18 protein-coding genes, 1 pseudogene and 1 riboswitch are annotated in these 15,907 nt (G+C 32.1%); of the genes and pseudogenes, 17 read left to right on the top strand and 2 right to left on the bottom strand.

The window, feature by feature from the left end; translation table 11 throughout:
- The first annotated feature begins 32 nt into the window (after positions 1 to 32).
- The 13 genes and pseudogenes from L987_RS08795 (at position 33) to menC (ending at position 9,946) form a co-directional block, all read left to right on the top strand.
- Positions 33 to 284 (top strand): phage holin, encoded by a 252-nt coding sequence (locus L987_RS08795; protein ID WP_047504161.1) that lies wholly within the window; start codon positions 33 to 35, stop codon positions 282 to 284.
- 12 nt (positions 285 to 296) lie between these two features.
- Positions 297 to 1,187 (top strand): peptidoglycan recognition protein family protein, encoded by an 891-nt coding sequence (locus L987_RS08790; protein ID WP_047504153.1) that lies wholly within the window; start codon positions 297 to 299, stop codon positions 1,185 to 1,187.
- Between the two features lies 1 nt (position 1,188).
- Positions 1,189 to 2,004 (top strand): CHAP domain-containing protein, encoded by an 816-nt coding sequence (locus L987_RS08785; RefSeq protein ID WP_047504150.1) that lies wholly within the window; start codon positions 1,189 to 1,191, stop codon positions 2,002 to 2,004.
- Positions 2,005 to 2,614: 610 nt separating this feature from the next.
- The gene (locus L987_RS08780) at positions 2,615 to 3,046 is read left to right on the top strand and encodes a hypothetical protein (protein ID WP_047504148.1); all 432 of its coding nucleotides are present in this window, start codon (positions 2,615 to 2,617) and stop codon (positions 3,044 to 3,046) included.
- Positions 3,040 to 3,450: a hypothetical protein gene (locus L987_RS08775; protein WP_047504146.1), complete on the top strand. Its 411-nt coding sequence runs from the start codon at positions 3,040 to 3,042 to the stop codon at positions 3,448 to 3,450. The genes L987_RS08780 and L987_RS08775 overlap by 7 nt, the downstream gene beginning before the upstream one ends.
- Entirely contained in the window at positions 3,451 to 4,263 is an 813-nt protein-coding gene (locus L987_RS08770; protein WP_047504145.1) for a hypothetical protein, read from the top strand. It begins immediately after the preceding gene.
- 207 nt (positions 4,264 to 4,470) lie between these two features.
- Entirely contained in the window at positions 4,471 to 4,878 is a 408-nt protein-coding gene (locus tag L987_RS08765) for a YolD-like family protein (RefSeq protein ID WP_047504142.1), read from the top strand.
- 56 nt (positions 4,879 to 4,934) lie between these two features.
- A complete protein-coding gene (locus L987_RS08760; RefSeq protein WP_047504138.1) occupies positions 4,935 to 5,450 on the top strand; it encodes a hypothetical protein in 516 nt (171 codons plus the stop codon).
- Between the two features lie 5 nt (positions 5,451 to 5,455).
- A complete protein-coding gene (locus L987_RS13740; protein WP_015899778.1) occupies positions 5,456 to 5,596 on the top strand; it encodes a hypothetical protein in 141 nt (46 codons plus the stop codon).
- 79 nt (positions 5,597 to 5,675) lie between these two features.
- Positions 5,676 to 6,476 carry a glycerophosphodiester phosphodiesterase family protein gene (locus L987_RS08755; RefSeq protein WP_015899779.1) on the top strand — a complete coding sequence of 267 codons (801 nt, stop codon included), beginning with the start codon at positions 5,676 to 5,678 and terminating at the stop codon, positions 6,474 to 6,476.
- Positions 6,477 to 6,909: 433 nt separating this feature from the next.
- Positions 6,910 to 7,349, top strand: a pseudogene (locus tag L987_RS08750) (carboxymuconolactone decarboxylase family protein).
- A 190-nt stretch (positions 7,350 to 7,539) separates the two neighbouring features.
- Positions 7,540 to 8,922 carry an o-succinylbenzoate--CoA ligase gene (gene menE, locus L987_RS08745; RefSeq protein ID WP_041784790.1) on the top strand — a complete coding sequence of 461 codons (1,383 nt, stop codon included), beginning with the start codon at positions 7,540 to 7,542 and terminating at the stop codon, positions 8,920 to 8,922.
- Between the two features lie 19 nt (positions 8,923 to 8,941).
- Positions 8,942 to 9,946: an o-succinylbenzoate synthase gene (menC, locus tag L987_RS08740; protein WP_011302825.1), complete on the top strand. Its 1,005-nt coding sequence runs from the start codon at positions 8,942 to 8,944 to the stop codon at positions 9,944 to 9,946.
- Here the strand turns inward: menC and yidD are convergent.
- Positions 9,936 to 10,187 (bottom strand): membrane protein insertion efficiency factor YidD, encoded by a 252-nt coding sequence (gene yidD, locus L987_RS08735; protein WP_011302826.1) that lies wholly within the window; start codon positions 10,185 to 10,187, stop codon positions 9,936 to 9,938. The two genes, menC and yidD, sit on opposite strands and share 11 nt — an antisense overlap.
- A 59-nt stretch (positions 10,188 to 10,246) precedes the next feature.
- On the opposite strand from yidD, the gene ytkD reads away from it, so the two are divergent.
- Together ytkD and L987_RS08725 are read left to right on the top strand one after the other, a co-directional pair.
- A complete protein-coding gene (gene ytkD / locus L987_RS08730) occupies positions 10,247 to 10,723 on the top strand; it encodes an RNA deprotection pyrophosphohydrolase (RefSeq protein ID WP_011302827.1) in 477 nt (158 codons plus the stop codon).
- Positions 10,707 to 11,498, top strand: coding sequence for an alpha/beta hydrolase family protein (locus tag L987_RS08725; RefSeq protein WP_172439364.1), 792 nt, complete (start codon positions 10,707 to 10,709; stop codon positions 11,496 to 11,498). The genes ytkD and L987_RS08725 overlap by 17 nt, the downstream gene beginning before the upstream one ends.
- A gap of 95 nt (positions 11,499 to 11,593) precedes the next feature.
- On the opposite strand, the gene pckA is transcribed toward L987_RS08725, so the two are convergent.
- A complete protein-coding gene (gene pckA, locus L987_RS08720) occupies positions 11,594 to 13,183 on the bottom strand; it encodes a phosphoenolpyruvate carboxykinase (ATP) (RefSeq protein WP_011302829.1) in 1,590 nt (529 codons plus the stop codon).
- Between the two features lie 166 nt (positions 13,184 to 13,349).
- Positions 13,350 to 13,461: riboswitch (SAM riboswitch) on the top strand.
- 110 nt (positions 13,462 to 13,571) lie between these two features.
- On the opposite strand from pckA, the gene metK reads away from it, so the two are divergent.
- Both metK and L987_RS08710 read left to right on the top strand, forming a co-directional pair.
- Entirely contained in the window at positions 13,572 to 14,768 is a 1,197-nt protein-coding gene (gene metK / locus L987_RS08715; protein ID WP_047504134.1) for a methionine adenosyltransferase, read from the top strand.
- Between the two features lie 98 nt (positions 14,769 to 14,866).
- Positions 14,867 to 15,775 carry a nuclease-related domain-containing protein gene (locus L987_RS08710; protein ID WP_011302831.1) on the top strand — a complete coding sequence of 303 codons (909 nt, stop codon included), beginning with the start codon at positions 14,867 to 14,869 and terminating at the stop codon, positions 15,773 to 15,775.
- The last annotated feature ends 132 nt before the right edge of the window (positions 15,776 to 15,907 follow it).

Genomic DNA, 15,907 nt, shown 5'->3' with positions numbered 1-15,907 from the left:
ACGTGTCGGCTTTTTATTATGGAGGAATTTAAATGAATGCAGATAAATTAAAACAATGGATTGGCTTAATTGGGGGTATGTTAAGTGCTTTGTATCTTGCACTTAAAGCAAGTGGTATTGAGTTAGCATTACTTGACCCAGATAAACTCAACGCTTGGCAAAACTTTGCTACAACGTTAATCCCTTTTGTAATTGCAGCTTATGGTGTATATAAAAACACCTACTTAATTAAAGGTAAAGCGAAAGCACAAGAAAAAGTATTAAAACAAAACAATATGAAATAGGAGTGAAGTTAAATGACTGAAACATGGAATGGTGTAAAAGTTAATTTTCAATTGTTAAAAATAGGTACAAGACGCCCGGGATTAAGATTAAGAAAAGGGAAACCTGAATTTATCGTGGCACATGATACCGGCAATCCGAATACTACTGCACAAAATAACGTTGATTATTACAGCAACACTTACAATATTCAAGAGGGTATCGCTTCGGCACATATCTTTGTAGATGATAAAGAGTGCATTGTATGTATACCAACGACGGAAGTTGCTTATCATGTATTGCCTAGTGCTATTCAAGACAATATTTGGTATGGAGTAGATTCAAATTATGGTGCAATCGGTGTTGAAGGCAGCTATTTTACAGATAGAAAAAATCCACAAAATGCAAAAAAACGTAGCCAAAAATCACTTGATAATACAGCTCGTGTGTTAGCATATCTTGCTGAATATTGGAAAATTGATTACAAAACACGTATGCCCGGACACCAAGATATTCAAAACAACAAACAAGATCCGGGTAACTTATTAGAGGCTGCAGGTTATAACCGTTCAACAGCTAATTTAGATAAGAATGTCGCTAAATATTATAAAAAAGATATTAAGCAACCTGCGAAGTTACAAGCTGAATGGAAATGGAAAGGAACATTTGTACCAAACACACCAATCAAAGTAAGAAAAGCGCCGTCTATGAAAGGAAGTATTGTCAGTAATGATGTTATGAAATTTACAGGCGTAAAAGTTATTAAGTTTAATTCTATTATTAAAGAAGATGGCTATTGGTGGATCTCATACACAAGTAAAGGCAAAAAATACTATTCTGCTATATGCAAAATTACGGATAAAAAAGAACGAGTGAAACACGAGAAATATTGGGGCAAACTCAAATGGAAAAAGGGGGATAAATAATATGACAACAGCAGTAATGACACAATCACAATTTGTAACTTGGTTAAAAAATTCAATAGGGAAAAAATATGACTTCGATGGTTGGTATGGCAATCAGTGCTACGACTATGCGAACGCAGGTTTTAACGCATTATTTCCCGGCTATCATTTAAGTGGTATTAACGCATGGGCTATTGCGATAGATAATAAAGCATTGTTAGCTTCACGTGCAAAAGTATATAAAAACACACCGTCATTTTTAGCTAAACCGGGCGATATGGCTTTATTCCCAAGTACATTCGGTAATGGATCAGGACACGTTGCATGGGTATTATCAGCAACACTTAATACTATAACTGTCGTTGAGCAGAACTGGGAAAATGGGGGGTGGACTTATGGACCTGAGCATGGTGGTAGTGGTTGGGAACCTGCTACCAAACGTACACATGCATATGATCCTAACATGATTTTTATTCGTCCTAACTTTGCAGGTACTAAAGTTACTGCTGTAGCTAAAAAAGCAACTGCTAAAGTGAAAGCCGCACAAACAACTTGGAACTGGAAAGGTCGTTTCTATCCTAACACTTTAATTAAAGTTAGACGTAGTGCTGGCTTACATGGGAGTGTCGTTGATAAGGGTTCGTGGTTGAATGGTAAAAATGATTGGGTAGATATTACGCAAATTAAAAAAGTCGACGGATATTGGTGGGGTCGCTTTAAATATCCTCGTGCTGGTAGCAGTGATAAATATTTTTGGTGCGCATTAGGAAAAATCACCGATAAGAAAGCAAGAATAAAATACGAAAAAGCCATGTACGGAATTATTAACTGGAAATAAATATGTTATAATTAAATTACGTCATATACTACAGGGTAGGCACTTATGTGCTTGCCCTATTTTTTATGGTATAATTTATTTACATGTATAAGCCCTTTCCCGAATAGTTTTATATCCGCCACCCACACATGTCAATGGGTGGTTATTTTTTATGTTTGTATGATATAGTTTCGTTAGTTTCTTAGACAGAGAAACTTCCTTATTGTGTATAGGCAGTCGTTAATTCGGCTGTCTTTTTTGTTTATTAACATTTTTAGTGGGTATTTATTTAATAGATACTCCTTAATAGTATTTATATTGATTGTATGATTACTCTGCTAATAGTTGATGCCATCCAGCTTCCTACTGGGTGTTTTTTTATACTATAATTTAATTGTATTCATACTATACAGGGCAGGTATTTATGCGCTTTGTTTCAAAACTCAAAAGTAAATTATATCAAGAAAATATATTGACACAATATGTAGTATTTTTAAGAGTGTTTATAGTGATTGAAGGAGTTTTTTAAATTAAAAACACAATATGTAGTATATTGATGTGTTTGTTTATAAATATATAAGATGTGATATATTATATATTATAATATAGGAAAAGTTATGAGGTGACATTTATGTTAAGTATTAAGGAATTAAAGCAAAAAAATAATAGCCTCGATAAAAGTAGATTAGTAGATGAATTTACACAACAATTAGAAATGGAATGGGAAAGAGCGCTCAAACTATTAGAAAATGAAGAATTTAAGAATCAACTCGAATATAATTTTAGAATTTTATATCTTTATGATGAAATTAAAGAATTAATAAAAGATAAAGGTACTAATGTTAATAATTCTTTTTATCAATTATATATAAAAAGGTTAAAAGCAAATGATTATATCCATGAATCAGCATATAGTAATTTCAAAGATATAATAAATTTATTCTCGGACATTTTAAATAAACTGGATAAAATAGAAGATAATAGTTTAGCTATAAAACATAATTTTAGCGCCGAAAATGAAATCATTAATAAATCAAATATAACGGAGTTTACTTTATGTTAATGAATTATGAATATGAATTCCAACTCTCAGATTTCAATTTAAATAATTTATCATTAAAAAAATATAATGAAGAATTTTTATCATATAACAATCCATATACTATTAAGTCTGAAGAGATTAATTTCAAAGTGTATTTAATAGAAGAAAAAAATAATAATATAACTGTTTTGGCGAAATTCACTATCAGCACTAAAGATTTTAAGTTAAATATTGAATATATTGCTGAATATAATTCAACTATAAATGAAATCGATACTAAACAAGAATACTACTCAAAGTTAGAGCCAGCTGTATTTATAACTATGTATCAATATGCGAAAGAAATGTCTGTTAAAGTTATTAGTGAAGTAGTAGGTAACAAAGTTATATTTCCAATCTACGATAGAAGGAAGATAGGAAAATAAATGACTAATAACATTCAAATTGTGCCTGCAATTGAAAACAGATATATTGATGGGAAATTATATTTTCCTATTGCACAAGCTAAGTATAAGCAATTTATGAAAAACATAGATGGTTTTATTTCAAAGTTAAATACAATACTAAGAATTAATGATGAACTTTATTGTATTTTATATGATGGATTATGTATGAATATAAATCAGGATTTTATGGATTTTAAAAATTTTACAAATAAAAACCTTGTAGAATTATTGGAATTTACTATAGTTGAAATCGTTGAATTATATGCTCAAATAGAAAGAGATATTACAGATGATGAAGAAAAAAACATAGAAGCAACTTTTAAATACTTTGAAAGAGCCTTAATGAATTATAAAAATATACTTGATTATAAAAAAGGATCAGTCAATAAAATGAGAGGTATATTAATGGAAGCTTTAGGAATATCTATTTTTGGTAAAACGAGTGATTTTCAAGAAAATTTATTTGTTTGGGATTTTAATGCTATAGAAAATGGAGAATTGATAAAAGTTCAAGGAAGAGAAACTGCAGACATATATTGGGAAAAAAACGGTAATTCTCATATATGTGAAATTAAATGTAGACCTACTGGAGTGAATGAAACTCAAATTGATTTTATAAAATTCACTAAGAATAGACTAACCGAAGTGGAAGGGCTGACCTTAAATAATATTATTCTTCATGGCGGTACTGCTGAAGATTATAATTTCGAAAGGCTAGAGTATAAAGAAAAATTAGAGGATTTTATAATTTATCCTAAAGAAAATATAAAAGAATTGTTAAAGAGGATATAAATTTATAACTGATTTGTTATAGTTTTTGTTTAGATACTATAACAAATGCATAAAGAACAGTAGAGAAATCAGATCTATTTCTTTTCTACTTAACACTTGTATGCGCAATATCTCTTAAACGTATAACCCTACTTCCACCCTTAGGGGTGGTTATTTTTTTATTTACGTATACGAACAAAAGTTCTATTATATTCATGAGGTGATTATATGATTATTAACCAAGATGCACCAGATGAATATAAATATGAAACTGATTATCGAAAAATACCTAGAGAATATCTCAACCCACGTATACAAAAAGGGCGAGGAATCGTTAAGTGGAATGCCTTCAAGACCCTGCCCGAACAATACGAACAACTAGAACAATACATACAAGACCAAAATAAGATTGATAGACCATCATTAAGTGATGACCAATTGAATGATTTAAACGATAAGTTAATATTTAAAATGTACAATGATCCTAAAATTGAATTGCGTTACTTCGAAAATGGATATATTAAAACTAAAGTAGGTTATATTCATAAAGTAGATGTTCATACAAAAACACTACATATGTATGAAGATACTGGAATGAGTGTATTGAATTTAAAAGACATTGTGGAGATAAAATAAATATTGTGAAAATTTATATACTATATTAAAGTTAATTTAAAAAAGTAGGCTAAATTATGGTAAGATTAATAGCAATTTGCGATTTATGTGATAAAGCTTTTCAATCATCTTTTGAAATAAAAAACTCTTATGAAATTTACATGAAAAACAATAAAGAAACTTGTTCATATTGTGGCGGGCTATCTTATATTCCAGACGGAATATATAATGTTAAAAATGAAATAGTAGATGTATTTTCGATAGATGGTGGCAAAGATTTATACAAATTAGAAAAAATATTAAAAAATGTTAAAAAGAACGATTCATTAAAAGATATTGAAAGTAGAATTGATAGTGAAACCCCACAATATCGTGGTATAATAAACACAATAAGAAACTTTTGCGATAAGAATAAAAATGTGTTTGCAGCAGTGGGAGTTGTTTCGCAATTATTGTTTTCTGCTTATAGCACCTATGCAGAAAATAAAGAAAATAATTTAGACAGAGAGATGCATAAAAAAGATGAAATTAACAAACAACAGCAACTTATCATTGAAGAGCAAAGAAAGATAATTAAAGATAAATCGGAGTGATAAACATGGATAACCTTGTATGGATTCTACCAACTTTATCAGCGGCATTTTTCGGATTAGCTTTTTATGGTCAATCAGTAAAAGTAGATCGTTTAGAAAAAGATATAGAAAAACTTAAAAGTATAAACTATAGCCGGCCGAATTAAAATGTTGGTCGGTTATGAATTAATAAAATAAACCATGGTAGATAGTACAACGAAATATAACATATGTAGGATGGGGAAAATGAAAAGACTATTAGCATTTGGTTTATTGAGTAGTTATTTATTAGCAGGGTGTAGTAATAATAATATATTAGAAAAGGATTATTTAAATATAGCACATAGAGGAGCAAGTGGAAAAGCACCAGAACATACATATGCTGCTTATGATAAAGCTATTAAACAAGAAGCTGATTATTTAGAATTAGATTTACAGATGACTAAAGATAAAGAATTAATTGTTATGCATGATAATGATGTTACTAGAACTACTAATAGTAGTGGTCTGGTAAAAAATAAAACTAATAACGAAATAAAAAAGTTAGATGCGGGCTCTTGGTTTGATGGGAAATATTCGAATGAAAAAGTTCCTTTGTTATCAGATGTGTTAAAAAAATATTATAATAAGACAAATTTCTACATCGAAACCAAAACACCAGAAGCTTATCCAGGAATGGATAGAAAGTTAATTGATGAATTGAATAAAAAAACTTTATTAACGCCTCATAATTTAAAAAATGGTAGGATTATAATTCAGTCATTTTCAGAGAAAAGCCTATCTAATATACATAAAATGAACAAAAATATACCTCTAATATTATTAGTGGAGGATAATGACATAAGCAAATTAACTGATACAGAGCTAAAAAGATTATCTAAGTTTTCTTATGGCATAGGAATTAATTATAAAAAAACTGAAAAAGAGTTAGTGGAACGGGCACATGAAAATGGTCTAAAAGTACACGTTTTTACATTAAATAATAAAAAAGAAGTCGAAAAAATGAAAGAAATCAAAGTAGATGGAGGTTTTAATAACAATCCATAAAACAGCCCACCTAAATGAATAGGTGGGTTGTTTTGTAAGTGACATTTGATTGCGTAGCAATGGGCAGTCCGTCAGCTAGAGATTCTAACCATGACATTTTTTATCTATGCCAACGGTACGCCAACGAAATGGCTTAAACACTGGAGTTGTGCGTTTTCTAAACTCCCTCACTCTCCGCTAATAATAGATGCCTCGTTATTCTAAACTTATTAAAGTGTTGAATAACGAGGTTTTTTATTAGTTTAAATAATGAGTTGAACGAAAATAAAATTAGGGTCTGATTTACAAATCTTGTATATTTATAGCAGATATCCAAAATAAGTTTGTCAACGCTTTAATAGTGGTAAAATATCAACGATTGCAAGTATTATTTTTTATTTTTAATTAATTTAAAGATAAATCACTTCGTTTAAAAAGATATGGAGGTTCATTCATGGATAATCGAATAGACTATTATGAAATCGCAAAAGAAGAACTTGGGTTAATTATGGATTTAGAGAAACAATTGAAAAAACATCGATAGATAGAAAACTACGTGAATTGATTAAAATACGCGTCTCACAAATCAATGGTTGTGCATTTTGTATTGGCATGCATACTGCAGATGCTAGAAAAATGAAGGTTTCAGAAGAAGAAATATATTTATTAAATGCTTGGGATGATACGAATGTTTTTTCTGAAAAAGCAAAGTTAGCATTTAAATTAGCAGAAGCAATTACACATATCTCTAAAAATGGTGTGCCAGATAAACTGTATGATGAGGTACGTACATCATTCTCTGAAGAAGAATATACAGATTTAGTATTAATTATTAATCAAATTAATATGTGGAATAGACTATCCATTTCTATGGGTGATCAACACCTTATATAGTAAGTCTTAGGATTAAAGGCATCCAGGCAATTTATGGATGCTTTTTTATTTTGTGGTCATCGTGGTAATGTTAACGTGTTTACCTTTAATTATAACATTTGAGTTTAATAGATTATTTGTTGTTGATGTGCAGACACTGTTAAATAAGACTAAACACGTTATAATGAGTATGAGATGGAGGAATGATGAAGTGGATTTTTGGTTAAAACAACAGGCGCAACAAAAGGGTGAACATATATTTATTGATGATGGTGAAACGCAAGTCACGTTTGCGACAATGTACGACAGAGCTTCAAAACTTGCTTGTACTTTACATCAGTTAAATAAAAAGAGAATAGGCTTTTATATTGATAATACTATTGAATCTGTTTTGCTTATTAATGCTGCTTGGCTGGCAGGGATTGAAGCAGCTATGATAAATACTCGGTTAACTCGAAATGAGATGATAGCACAGATGGATTCAATAAATGTTGATACAGTAATTTCCATGCATGATCTTGAATTAGAACATATTCAAGTTGTGCCTTTTAATGAGCTTATTTCAGTTAATAATGATAAGTATTTTGAAGAGATATTTTCATTAACGCGTATAGCATCTATTATGTTTACATCCGGTACTACAGGGCCACAAAAAGCAGTGCCGCAAACATTCAATAATCATTTGGCGAGTGCTCTTGGATGTCGAGAAAGCTTGGGTTTTAATGAGAAAACAAAATGGTTATCTGTGTTACCGATATATCATATTTCAGGATTAAGTGTCGTATTACGTTCATTAATTGAAGGCTTCACATTACGGTTAGAATCAAAATTTAATACGGAGCAAATGTTAAATATCATAAAAAATGAAGCGCCAACGCATGTATCGCTGGTGCCACAAACATTAAAATGGTTAATGGATGCTGGATTACACCGTCCATTCTATATTGAGAAAATACTGTTAGGTGGGGCTAAGCTTTCTCGTAACTTAATTGAACAAGCTTTAAGCTATGATTTACCAATATATAATTCGTTTGGCATGACAGAGACATGCTCGCAATTTTTAACGGCGACACCTGAAATGCTTGAACATCGATTTGATACTGTTGGCAAACCGAGTAATGATGTTGAAGTTAAAATTAAATCACCTAATATAGATGGACATGGAGAACTATTGATTAAAGGTAAAAATGTAATGGATGGTTATCTTTTTCCTAAAGTAAAAATGGATACATTCGAAGACGGTTATTTTAAAACTGGTGATATAGCGGAAATAGATGAGGAAGGCTACGTCATGATATACGATCGTAGAAAAGATTTAATTATTAGCGGTGGTGAAAACATATACCCATTTGAAATAGAATCTGTAGCCAAACAATTCCCTAATATCGAAGATGCTATGTGTATCGGTGTTGAGGACGATACTTGGGGTTCAGTACCTTATCTATATTATGTTGCAAATAAAGATATCGCAGAAGAACAATTAACTGTGTTTTTTAAAGAAAAACTTGCAAAATATAAAGTACCTAAACAATTTCAACGAGTATCTCGTTTACCTTACACGTCAACTGGTAAACTTCAAAGAACGCGTTTATAATCTTAACTAAGGAGTACATATGAAAATAGTTAACATGCATTTGTATGATTATAATGCAAAATTTAAAACACCTGTCATTACCCCTAAAGTTAAAATGAATACGCGCAAAGCGCTTTTCGTTGAATTAATAACAGATAAAGGTAAATCATATTTTGGTGAAAGCAATGCGTTTGAAACGAATTGGTATGCAAATGAAACAATAGAGGATGTAAAACATTTTTCAAAACTATGGTTTCAACAGGTTCAGGGTAAAACGTTTCATTCTTTTTTAGAAATTCAAGATGCATTAACGCAATTATCTAATTATCCTGCAACACGTAGCATGTTGGTGATGGCTTGTTATCAAATGTTTCATGTTTTAGAATCATTGAATGTGCCTTATGGCGCGACAGTTAATGGCATGACTTCAAGAAATTTTCAACAACTTGTTCAAACGCAACCGCAACGCGTAAAGCTTAAATGGAATGCTGATATCTTAGATGATGTGGAAAAGGTGTCACAATTAGCTTTTCGACCTGATATAGCCATCGATGCGAATGAATCATTAAGCAAAGTAGATTATGATAAATTAAAAACACTAAGTGAAGCGCAAATATTATATATTGAGGAACCTTTTAAGTCACTACAACATTTAACACATTTTGAAAAAAATGAACTACCACCCGTTGCGATTGACGAGAAAGCGACATCTAAATCACTTATTTCACAAGCTATTAATGATTTTGGCATTGAGGTCGTTGTGTTAAAACCATTTAGATTGGGTGGCATAGATAAAGTGATGGATTTGATAAAAATGCTCAATACTCTAGATGTGAAAATCGTGATAGGTGGTATGTATGAATATGGCCTAAGTAGGTATTTTACAGCGATGTTAGCACAATATGCTGATTATCCTAGTGATATTACACCAGAAGGTTATTACTACAAGGTAGATATGATTAATCAGGCAGGTATATTAAAAGGAGGCTCAATTTATTTTGAGCCTCCAGTGGTAAATCATAAGATATTGAATTTTATTTGTTAATGTTTTTATCTTTTTTATGCTTTGTTTTCTTTAGCGGTACGGGATCAAAGCCACCTTTATGAAGCGGGTGACATTTTGAAATTCTTTTAATACCTAACCATGTGCCTTTGAAGGGACCATACACTACTATGGCTTCTCTAGTATATTCAGAACAGGTTGGATAAAAACGACAAGTTGCAGGGGTTAATGGTGATATAAAGCGTTGATATATATGGATAAGTCCTAGAAATATAGTTTTCATAATTTTGCCTCCAACAAAAATCTTAGCATAGCTAGTTTAACATAATAAGGGGAAGAGTGATGTATGTGAAGTTTAAAGACAAAGAAAATGACGATGTGTACCTAACATTTAAAAAGAAAGTAGATTATGCCAACGGTAATCATGTACTTATAATCCCTAAATATAAGGGTAGCTTGTTATTCACAAAACATAAAATACGTGGTATTGAATTTCCGGGTGGTAAAAGAGAAAAAGGTGAGGCGAGTGAAACTGCTGCAGCACGAGAAGTCTTTGAAGAAACTGGCGCAACGATTAAATACTGTGAATACATAGCGCAATATAAGGTTGATCGTCAAATTGGAATGTCCTTTACTAAAGATGTCTTTATGGTGGAGATAGAAGCTATCACTGAGCAACCAGATTATTTTGAAACGGATGGACCACTATTGTATAAATCATTATCTGAGATTCCAGAAGATAAAAAAAGTTACTTATTGAAAGATCCAGCAATATTACAATGTTTAGAGAGAGTGATTGAACTTGGATTTTATTCATAAAAAGAGAATGCCGGTTGAATCAAATAGCCATATATTTGATGAAGTAATCTATAGAGTAGATCATTTAAATGTTAAGGGGCTGCTGATGACACCTCATGCAAAAGTGCAGAGAATTGTTCTATATTTACGAGGTGGTAAAGGGCAAGTAGGTAAGGTGAGAACGGGAAGATTGATGCAATTTGCGGATGAACATACATTGGTCTTTGGACCTTATTATAGAGGTAATAATGGTAGCGAAGGCAAAGATGAGTTTTATGGTTCGGATCTGCATGACGTTACAGTTGCGATACGTTTGTTACATCAAAAGTATCCTGGTATTCCCATTCACATGATTGGTTTTTCTAGAGGTGGACTTCAAGGTTTATTAACATTTCAAGATTTACCGGTGACGAGTTATATTATTTGGGGCGGTGTCTCAGACATAAATCTGATGTATGAAGAACGCATTGATTTAAGGGGAATGCTTAAACGTATGATTGGACATCCTAAAAAGAATATAGAAGCTTATAAACGACGTGATGCTATCGCTCAAATTAAAAACACAAGCCCGCCCATATTTATAGTTCATGGGGGTAAGGATAAACAAGTAAGTATTCATAATGCTTACTATTTAGTGGAACAACTTGAAAAGATTGGTGCGACATTTCGTACTTATTACCAAATGTCGGAGGGACACGTACCAAGACCATTTGCGCTCAAAGATACGCTACTGGAAATTAAACAGTGGATGGATGATGTTGAACAGAACAAGCTTAAAGACCAATATGATAGATAAGATGTTATAGATATAAAGTATTTACAAATAAAAAGTAGCCATGTAGTTTTCTATTGTAATAGACGACTACATGGCTACTTTTCTAATATTTTAAATTATTCAAATCCGCCATTGACGGCTAATTCGTCAACATCTTCTCCAAATTTTTCAAAATTAGATTTAAAACGATTAATTAAATCTTGAGCTTGTGTTCTGTATGCTTCTGGCTTACTCCAAGCATTGATAGGATTGAGCAATGTTTGAGGGACATCTTCTACTTCAACAGGAATATCTAATCCGAACATATCATCTTTCACATATTCTGCATCTCTCAATTTACCTGTAATGGCTTGATTAACCATTTGTCTTGTATAATTTAGGCTAATACGACGTCCAACGCCATACTTTCCGCCAGTCCAACCCGTGTTAACTAAGTAAACATCAACGCCATGTTTATCTATTAAGTTACCTAATAAATCAGCATAAACTTTAGCGTTTAATGGTAAGAATGGGGAACCAAAACAAGTAGAGAATGATGGTTCAGGCTCAGTAACGCCTCGTTCTGTTCCAGCTAATTTAGCAGTGAAACCACTTAAAAAATGATACATCGCTTGGTCTTTGGTTAATTTTGAAATAGGTGGTAATACACCAAATGCATCTGCAGTTAAGAAAATAATTGTATTAGGATGCGCTGCTTTAGATGGTGTCACAATATTATCAATGTGGTGAATAGGGTATGCAGCTCTAGTATTTTCCGTGTATTGATTGTCGTCAAAATCAACATCGCCTTCTTCATCAACAACAACGTTTTCTAGAATTGTTCCGTATTTAATAGCATCATAAATTTGTGGTTCTTTTTTCTGTGATAGATTAATTGCTTTTGCGTAACAGCCACCTTCGATGTTGAAGATACCGTTATTATTCCATCCATGCTCATCATCACCGATGAGTTTACGTGTAGGGTCAGCAGAAAGTGTTGTCTTTCCAGTACCTGATAAACCAAAGAATAGAGCTACGTCGCCTTTTTCGCCAACATTTGCTGAACAATGCATACTCATAATGTCGTCTTTAGGTAGTAAGTAGTTTATTACGGAGAAGATTCCTTTTTTCATTTCACCAGCATATTCAGTTCCACCTATTAGGATTACTTTATGTTTAAATGATGTGATAATGAAGGTTTCTGAATTTGTACCATCTATGGATGGGTCTGCTTTGAAGTGAGGTGCAGAAATAATAGTGAAGTTTGGTTTGATTTCTTGAGCTTCTTCATTTGTACTTGGACGGATGAACATGTTTTGAGCGAACAAATTATGCCAAGCCAATTCATTAACAACAGTGAGTTTTAACTGTGAATCTTCATCGCTACCTGCATAACCGTTAAAAACATAAAGCTCATCTTTCTTATCAAGATAGTTTAATACTTTATCATATAAATTTAGAAATTTTTCTTCTTCGATAGGTTGGTTTATGTTGCCCCAATCGATGTCATCTCTATAAGATGGCTCAGTGACAATAAACTTATCTTTTGGTGAACGACCAGTATATTTACCAGTTTTTGCATTGATGGCGCCTAATTCCGTTAGTTCGCCTTCATTATTTTCTAAAATTTTATTATACAACTGAGTTGTAGATAATTGAAATAATGAAGATTGCTTGTCTAAAATGCTTTCAATTTTGCTTGTATAAGTGTATGTATCTACCGCCATACTTGATCCCTCCACGCTATTTAGTTGATGTAAGCCTTTACAATTACAGAGTATAACATATATAGATTAATAGTCCACACCAATTTCAAAGGAATTTTAAATAAATATTAATAAATGTAAAATTGACATTATATGTTAGATTAGGTACTATATAAATTAACGGATTCTCTTATCCTGAGTGGCGGAGGGACATGGACCCAATGAAGCCCAGCAACCTCTTCTTAATTGAAGAAAGGTGCCAAACCGTTTGCAGACAAATAGCGTCTGAACGATAAGAGCGAATGGACGTATAAAGGGCCTTCTCTCTATTTACTATAGTGTAGAAGGCCTTTTTTAATGAGCTCAACAGAGAGAGAATTTTCGTAATTTAAAACTAAAGGAGCAAATTATGACATATAATAAAAGATTGTTTACTTCAGAATCTGTAACAGAAGGGCATCCGGACAAGATTGCTGATCAAGTATCGGATGCGATTTTAGATGAAATTTTAAAAGATGACCCAAATGCACGTGTGGCTTGTGAAACGACTGTAACCACAGGTATGGCTTTAATTTCAGGAGAAATTTCAACAACAACTTATGTTGATATACCAAAAGTAGTTAGAGAAACAATTAAAGAAATAGGTTACACACGTGCGAAATTCGGTTACGACAGCCAAACGATGGCTGTATTAACAGCAATTGACGAACAATCTCCTGACATCGCACAAGGTGTAGATACAGCTTTAGAATATCGCGACGAAGCTTCTGAAGCGGAAATTGAAGCTACGGGTGCAGGAGATCAAGGCTTGATGTTTGGTTATGCAACTAATGAAACAGATACGTATATGCCGTTACCCATTTTCTTATCACATCAGTTAGCTAAACGTTTATCTGACGTACGTAAAGATGAAATTTTAAAATACTTGCGTCCTGATGGAAAAGTTCAAGTGACAGTTGAATATGATGAACAAGATAAACCAGTTCGAATAGATACTATTGTTTTATCTACACAACATGCTGAAGATATTGAATTGGATCAAATTAAAGATGATATTAAAACACACGTTATTTATCCAACAGTGCCAGAGTCATTATTAGATGAACAGACGAAATTTTATATTAACCCAACTGGTAGATTTGTAATCGGCGGTCCTCAAGGAGATGCAGGACTAACAGGTCGTAAAATCATCGTGGACACATATGGTGGATATGCACGTCATGGTGGTGGATGCTTCAGTGGTAAGGATCCAACTAAAGTTGACCGCTCAGCTGCATATGCTGCACGTTATGTAGCTAAAAATATTGTTGCAGCTCAATTGGCTGAAAAATGTGAAGTACAATTAGCGTATGCGATTGGTGTTGCTGAACCGGTTTCAATTTCAATAGATACATTTGGTACTGGTAAAGTCAGTGAATATGAATTAGTAGAAGCTGTAAGAAAACATTTTGATTTAAGACCTGCCGGAATTATTAGAATGCTTGATTTAAAACATCCAATTTATAAACAAACAGCTGCATATGGTCATTTTGGACGTACTGATGTGCTATTACCATGGGAAAAATTAGATAAAGTTAACTTATTAAAAGATAGTGTCAAAGCTTAAACTGAGACAAAATGTTTAAATTTTAAACTTTACTATCGAATACGATGCGCATATCTATTATAATTAAGTTACTGAACACATAAAGGAGCGTTTTTGTTATGAATTCATTTGGACCAATAGAGATTGGTTTAATCGTGGCAATTGTCGTAGCAGTCATTTGTTTGATTTTATTTATTGTTGCTTTAAAAAGTAAGAAAAAAGCGCAAGAAAAAGTTGAAGCGCAATATAAATCAAGAGAGCAACAACTGAGCGATGAGCATGAAGAAGAGCTAGAAAAAGAAAGAATTGAAAATAAAAAAACGGTAACAAAACAAAAAGAAGAATATACGGCTGTGGTTAATTCTAAAGATAGAGAAATTGATGCATTAAAATTATTCTCTAAAAATCAAAGTGAATATGTAACTGATATGAGATTAATAGGTATTCGCGAACGACTTGTAAATGAGAAAAGAATTCGTCCAGAAGATATGCATATTATGGCAAATATTTTTTTACCAAGGAATGAGTTTGGTGATGTGCAACGTATCAGTCACTTAGTCCTAACACGTACAGGTTTATATATCATTGATTCACAATTGCTTAAAGGTCATGTGTATAATGGCGTAAGTGCTGCACAATTTAAAGAACAGCCGATGATGGAACAAGTATTTAATACATTAGATCTTGATGGTCAAGTTCCACAAACACTTGTCTTAGATCAAAATGAAGATAAAGATGCTTTATCATTTGTTAATTACACGACGCATTTAGATGAAATTGAAAGACTTGCTGGTGATATCCAAACAGAATTAAATTTAAAATTTACACCAACAACTATCTTATACTTCAACCCTAAAAATGATGGCGATGTTACGATTACAAATTATGCACAAAGTTCAAATTCAAAAGTTTTAGTAGGACCAGAACAATTAGACGAATTCTTTAATAAATTTGTCTTTCATGGTCGCATTCAATACAATGTTGAAGACTTACAACGTGTAATGGATGAAATCGAATCATTTAATTAGAATATTATGAGATATAAAAAAGCTACAGACAAAGTCAGTTCACTTTTGTCTGTAGCTTTTTGTCATATATAATAATATTTCGACTTTTTAAATTTATAAGCATTATTATTTATATTTTTGGTAATATTCATT

This window comes from Staphylococcus sp. ZWU0021, assembly GCF_000798895.1.
GTDB lineage: Bacteria > Bacillota > Bacilli > Staphylococcales > Staphylococcaceae > Staphylococcus > Staphylococcus saprophyticus.
The sequence above is the reverse complement of the archived record's forward strand: the minus strand, read 5'-3'. Positions and strand labels throughout refer to the sequence as shown.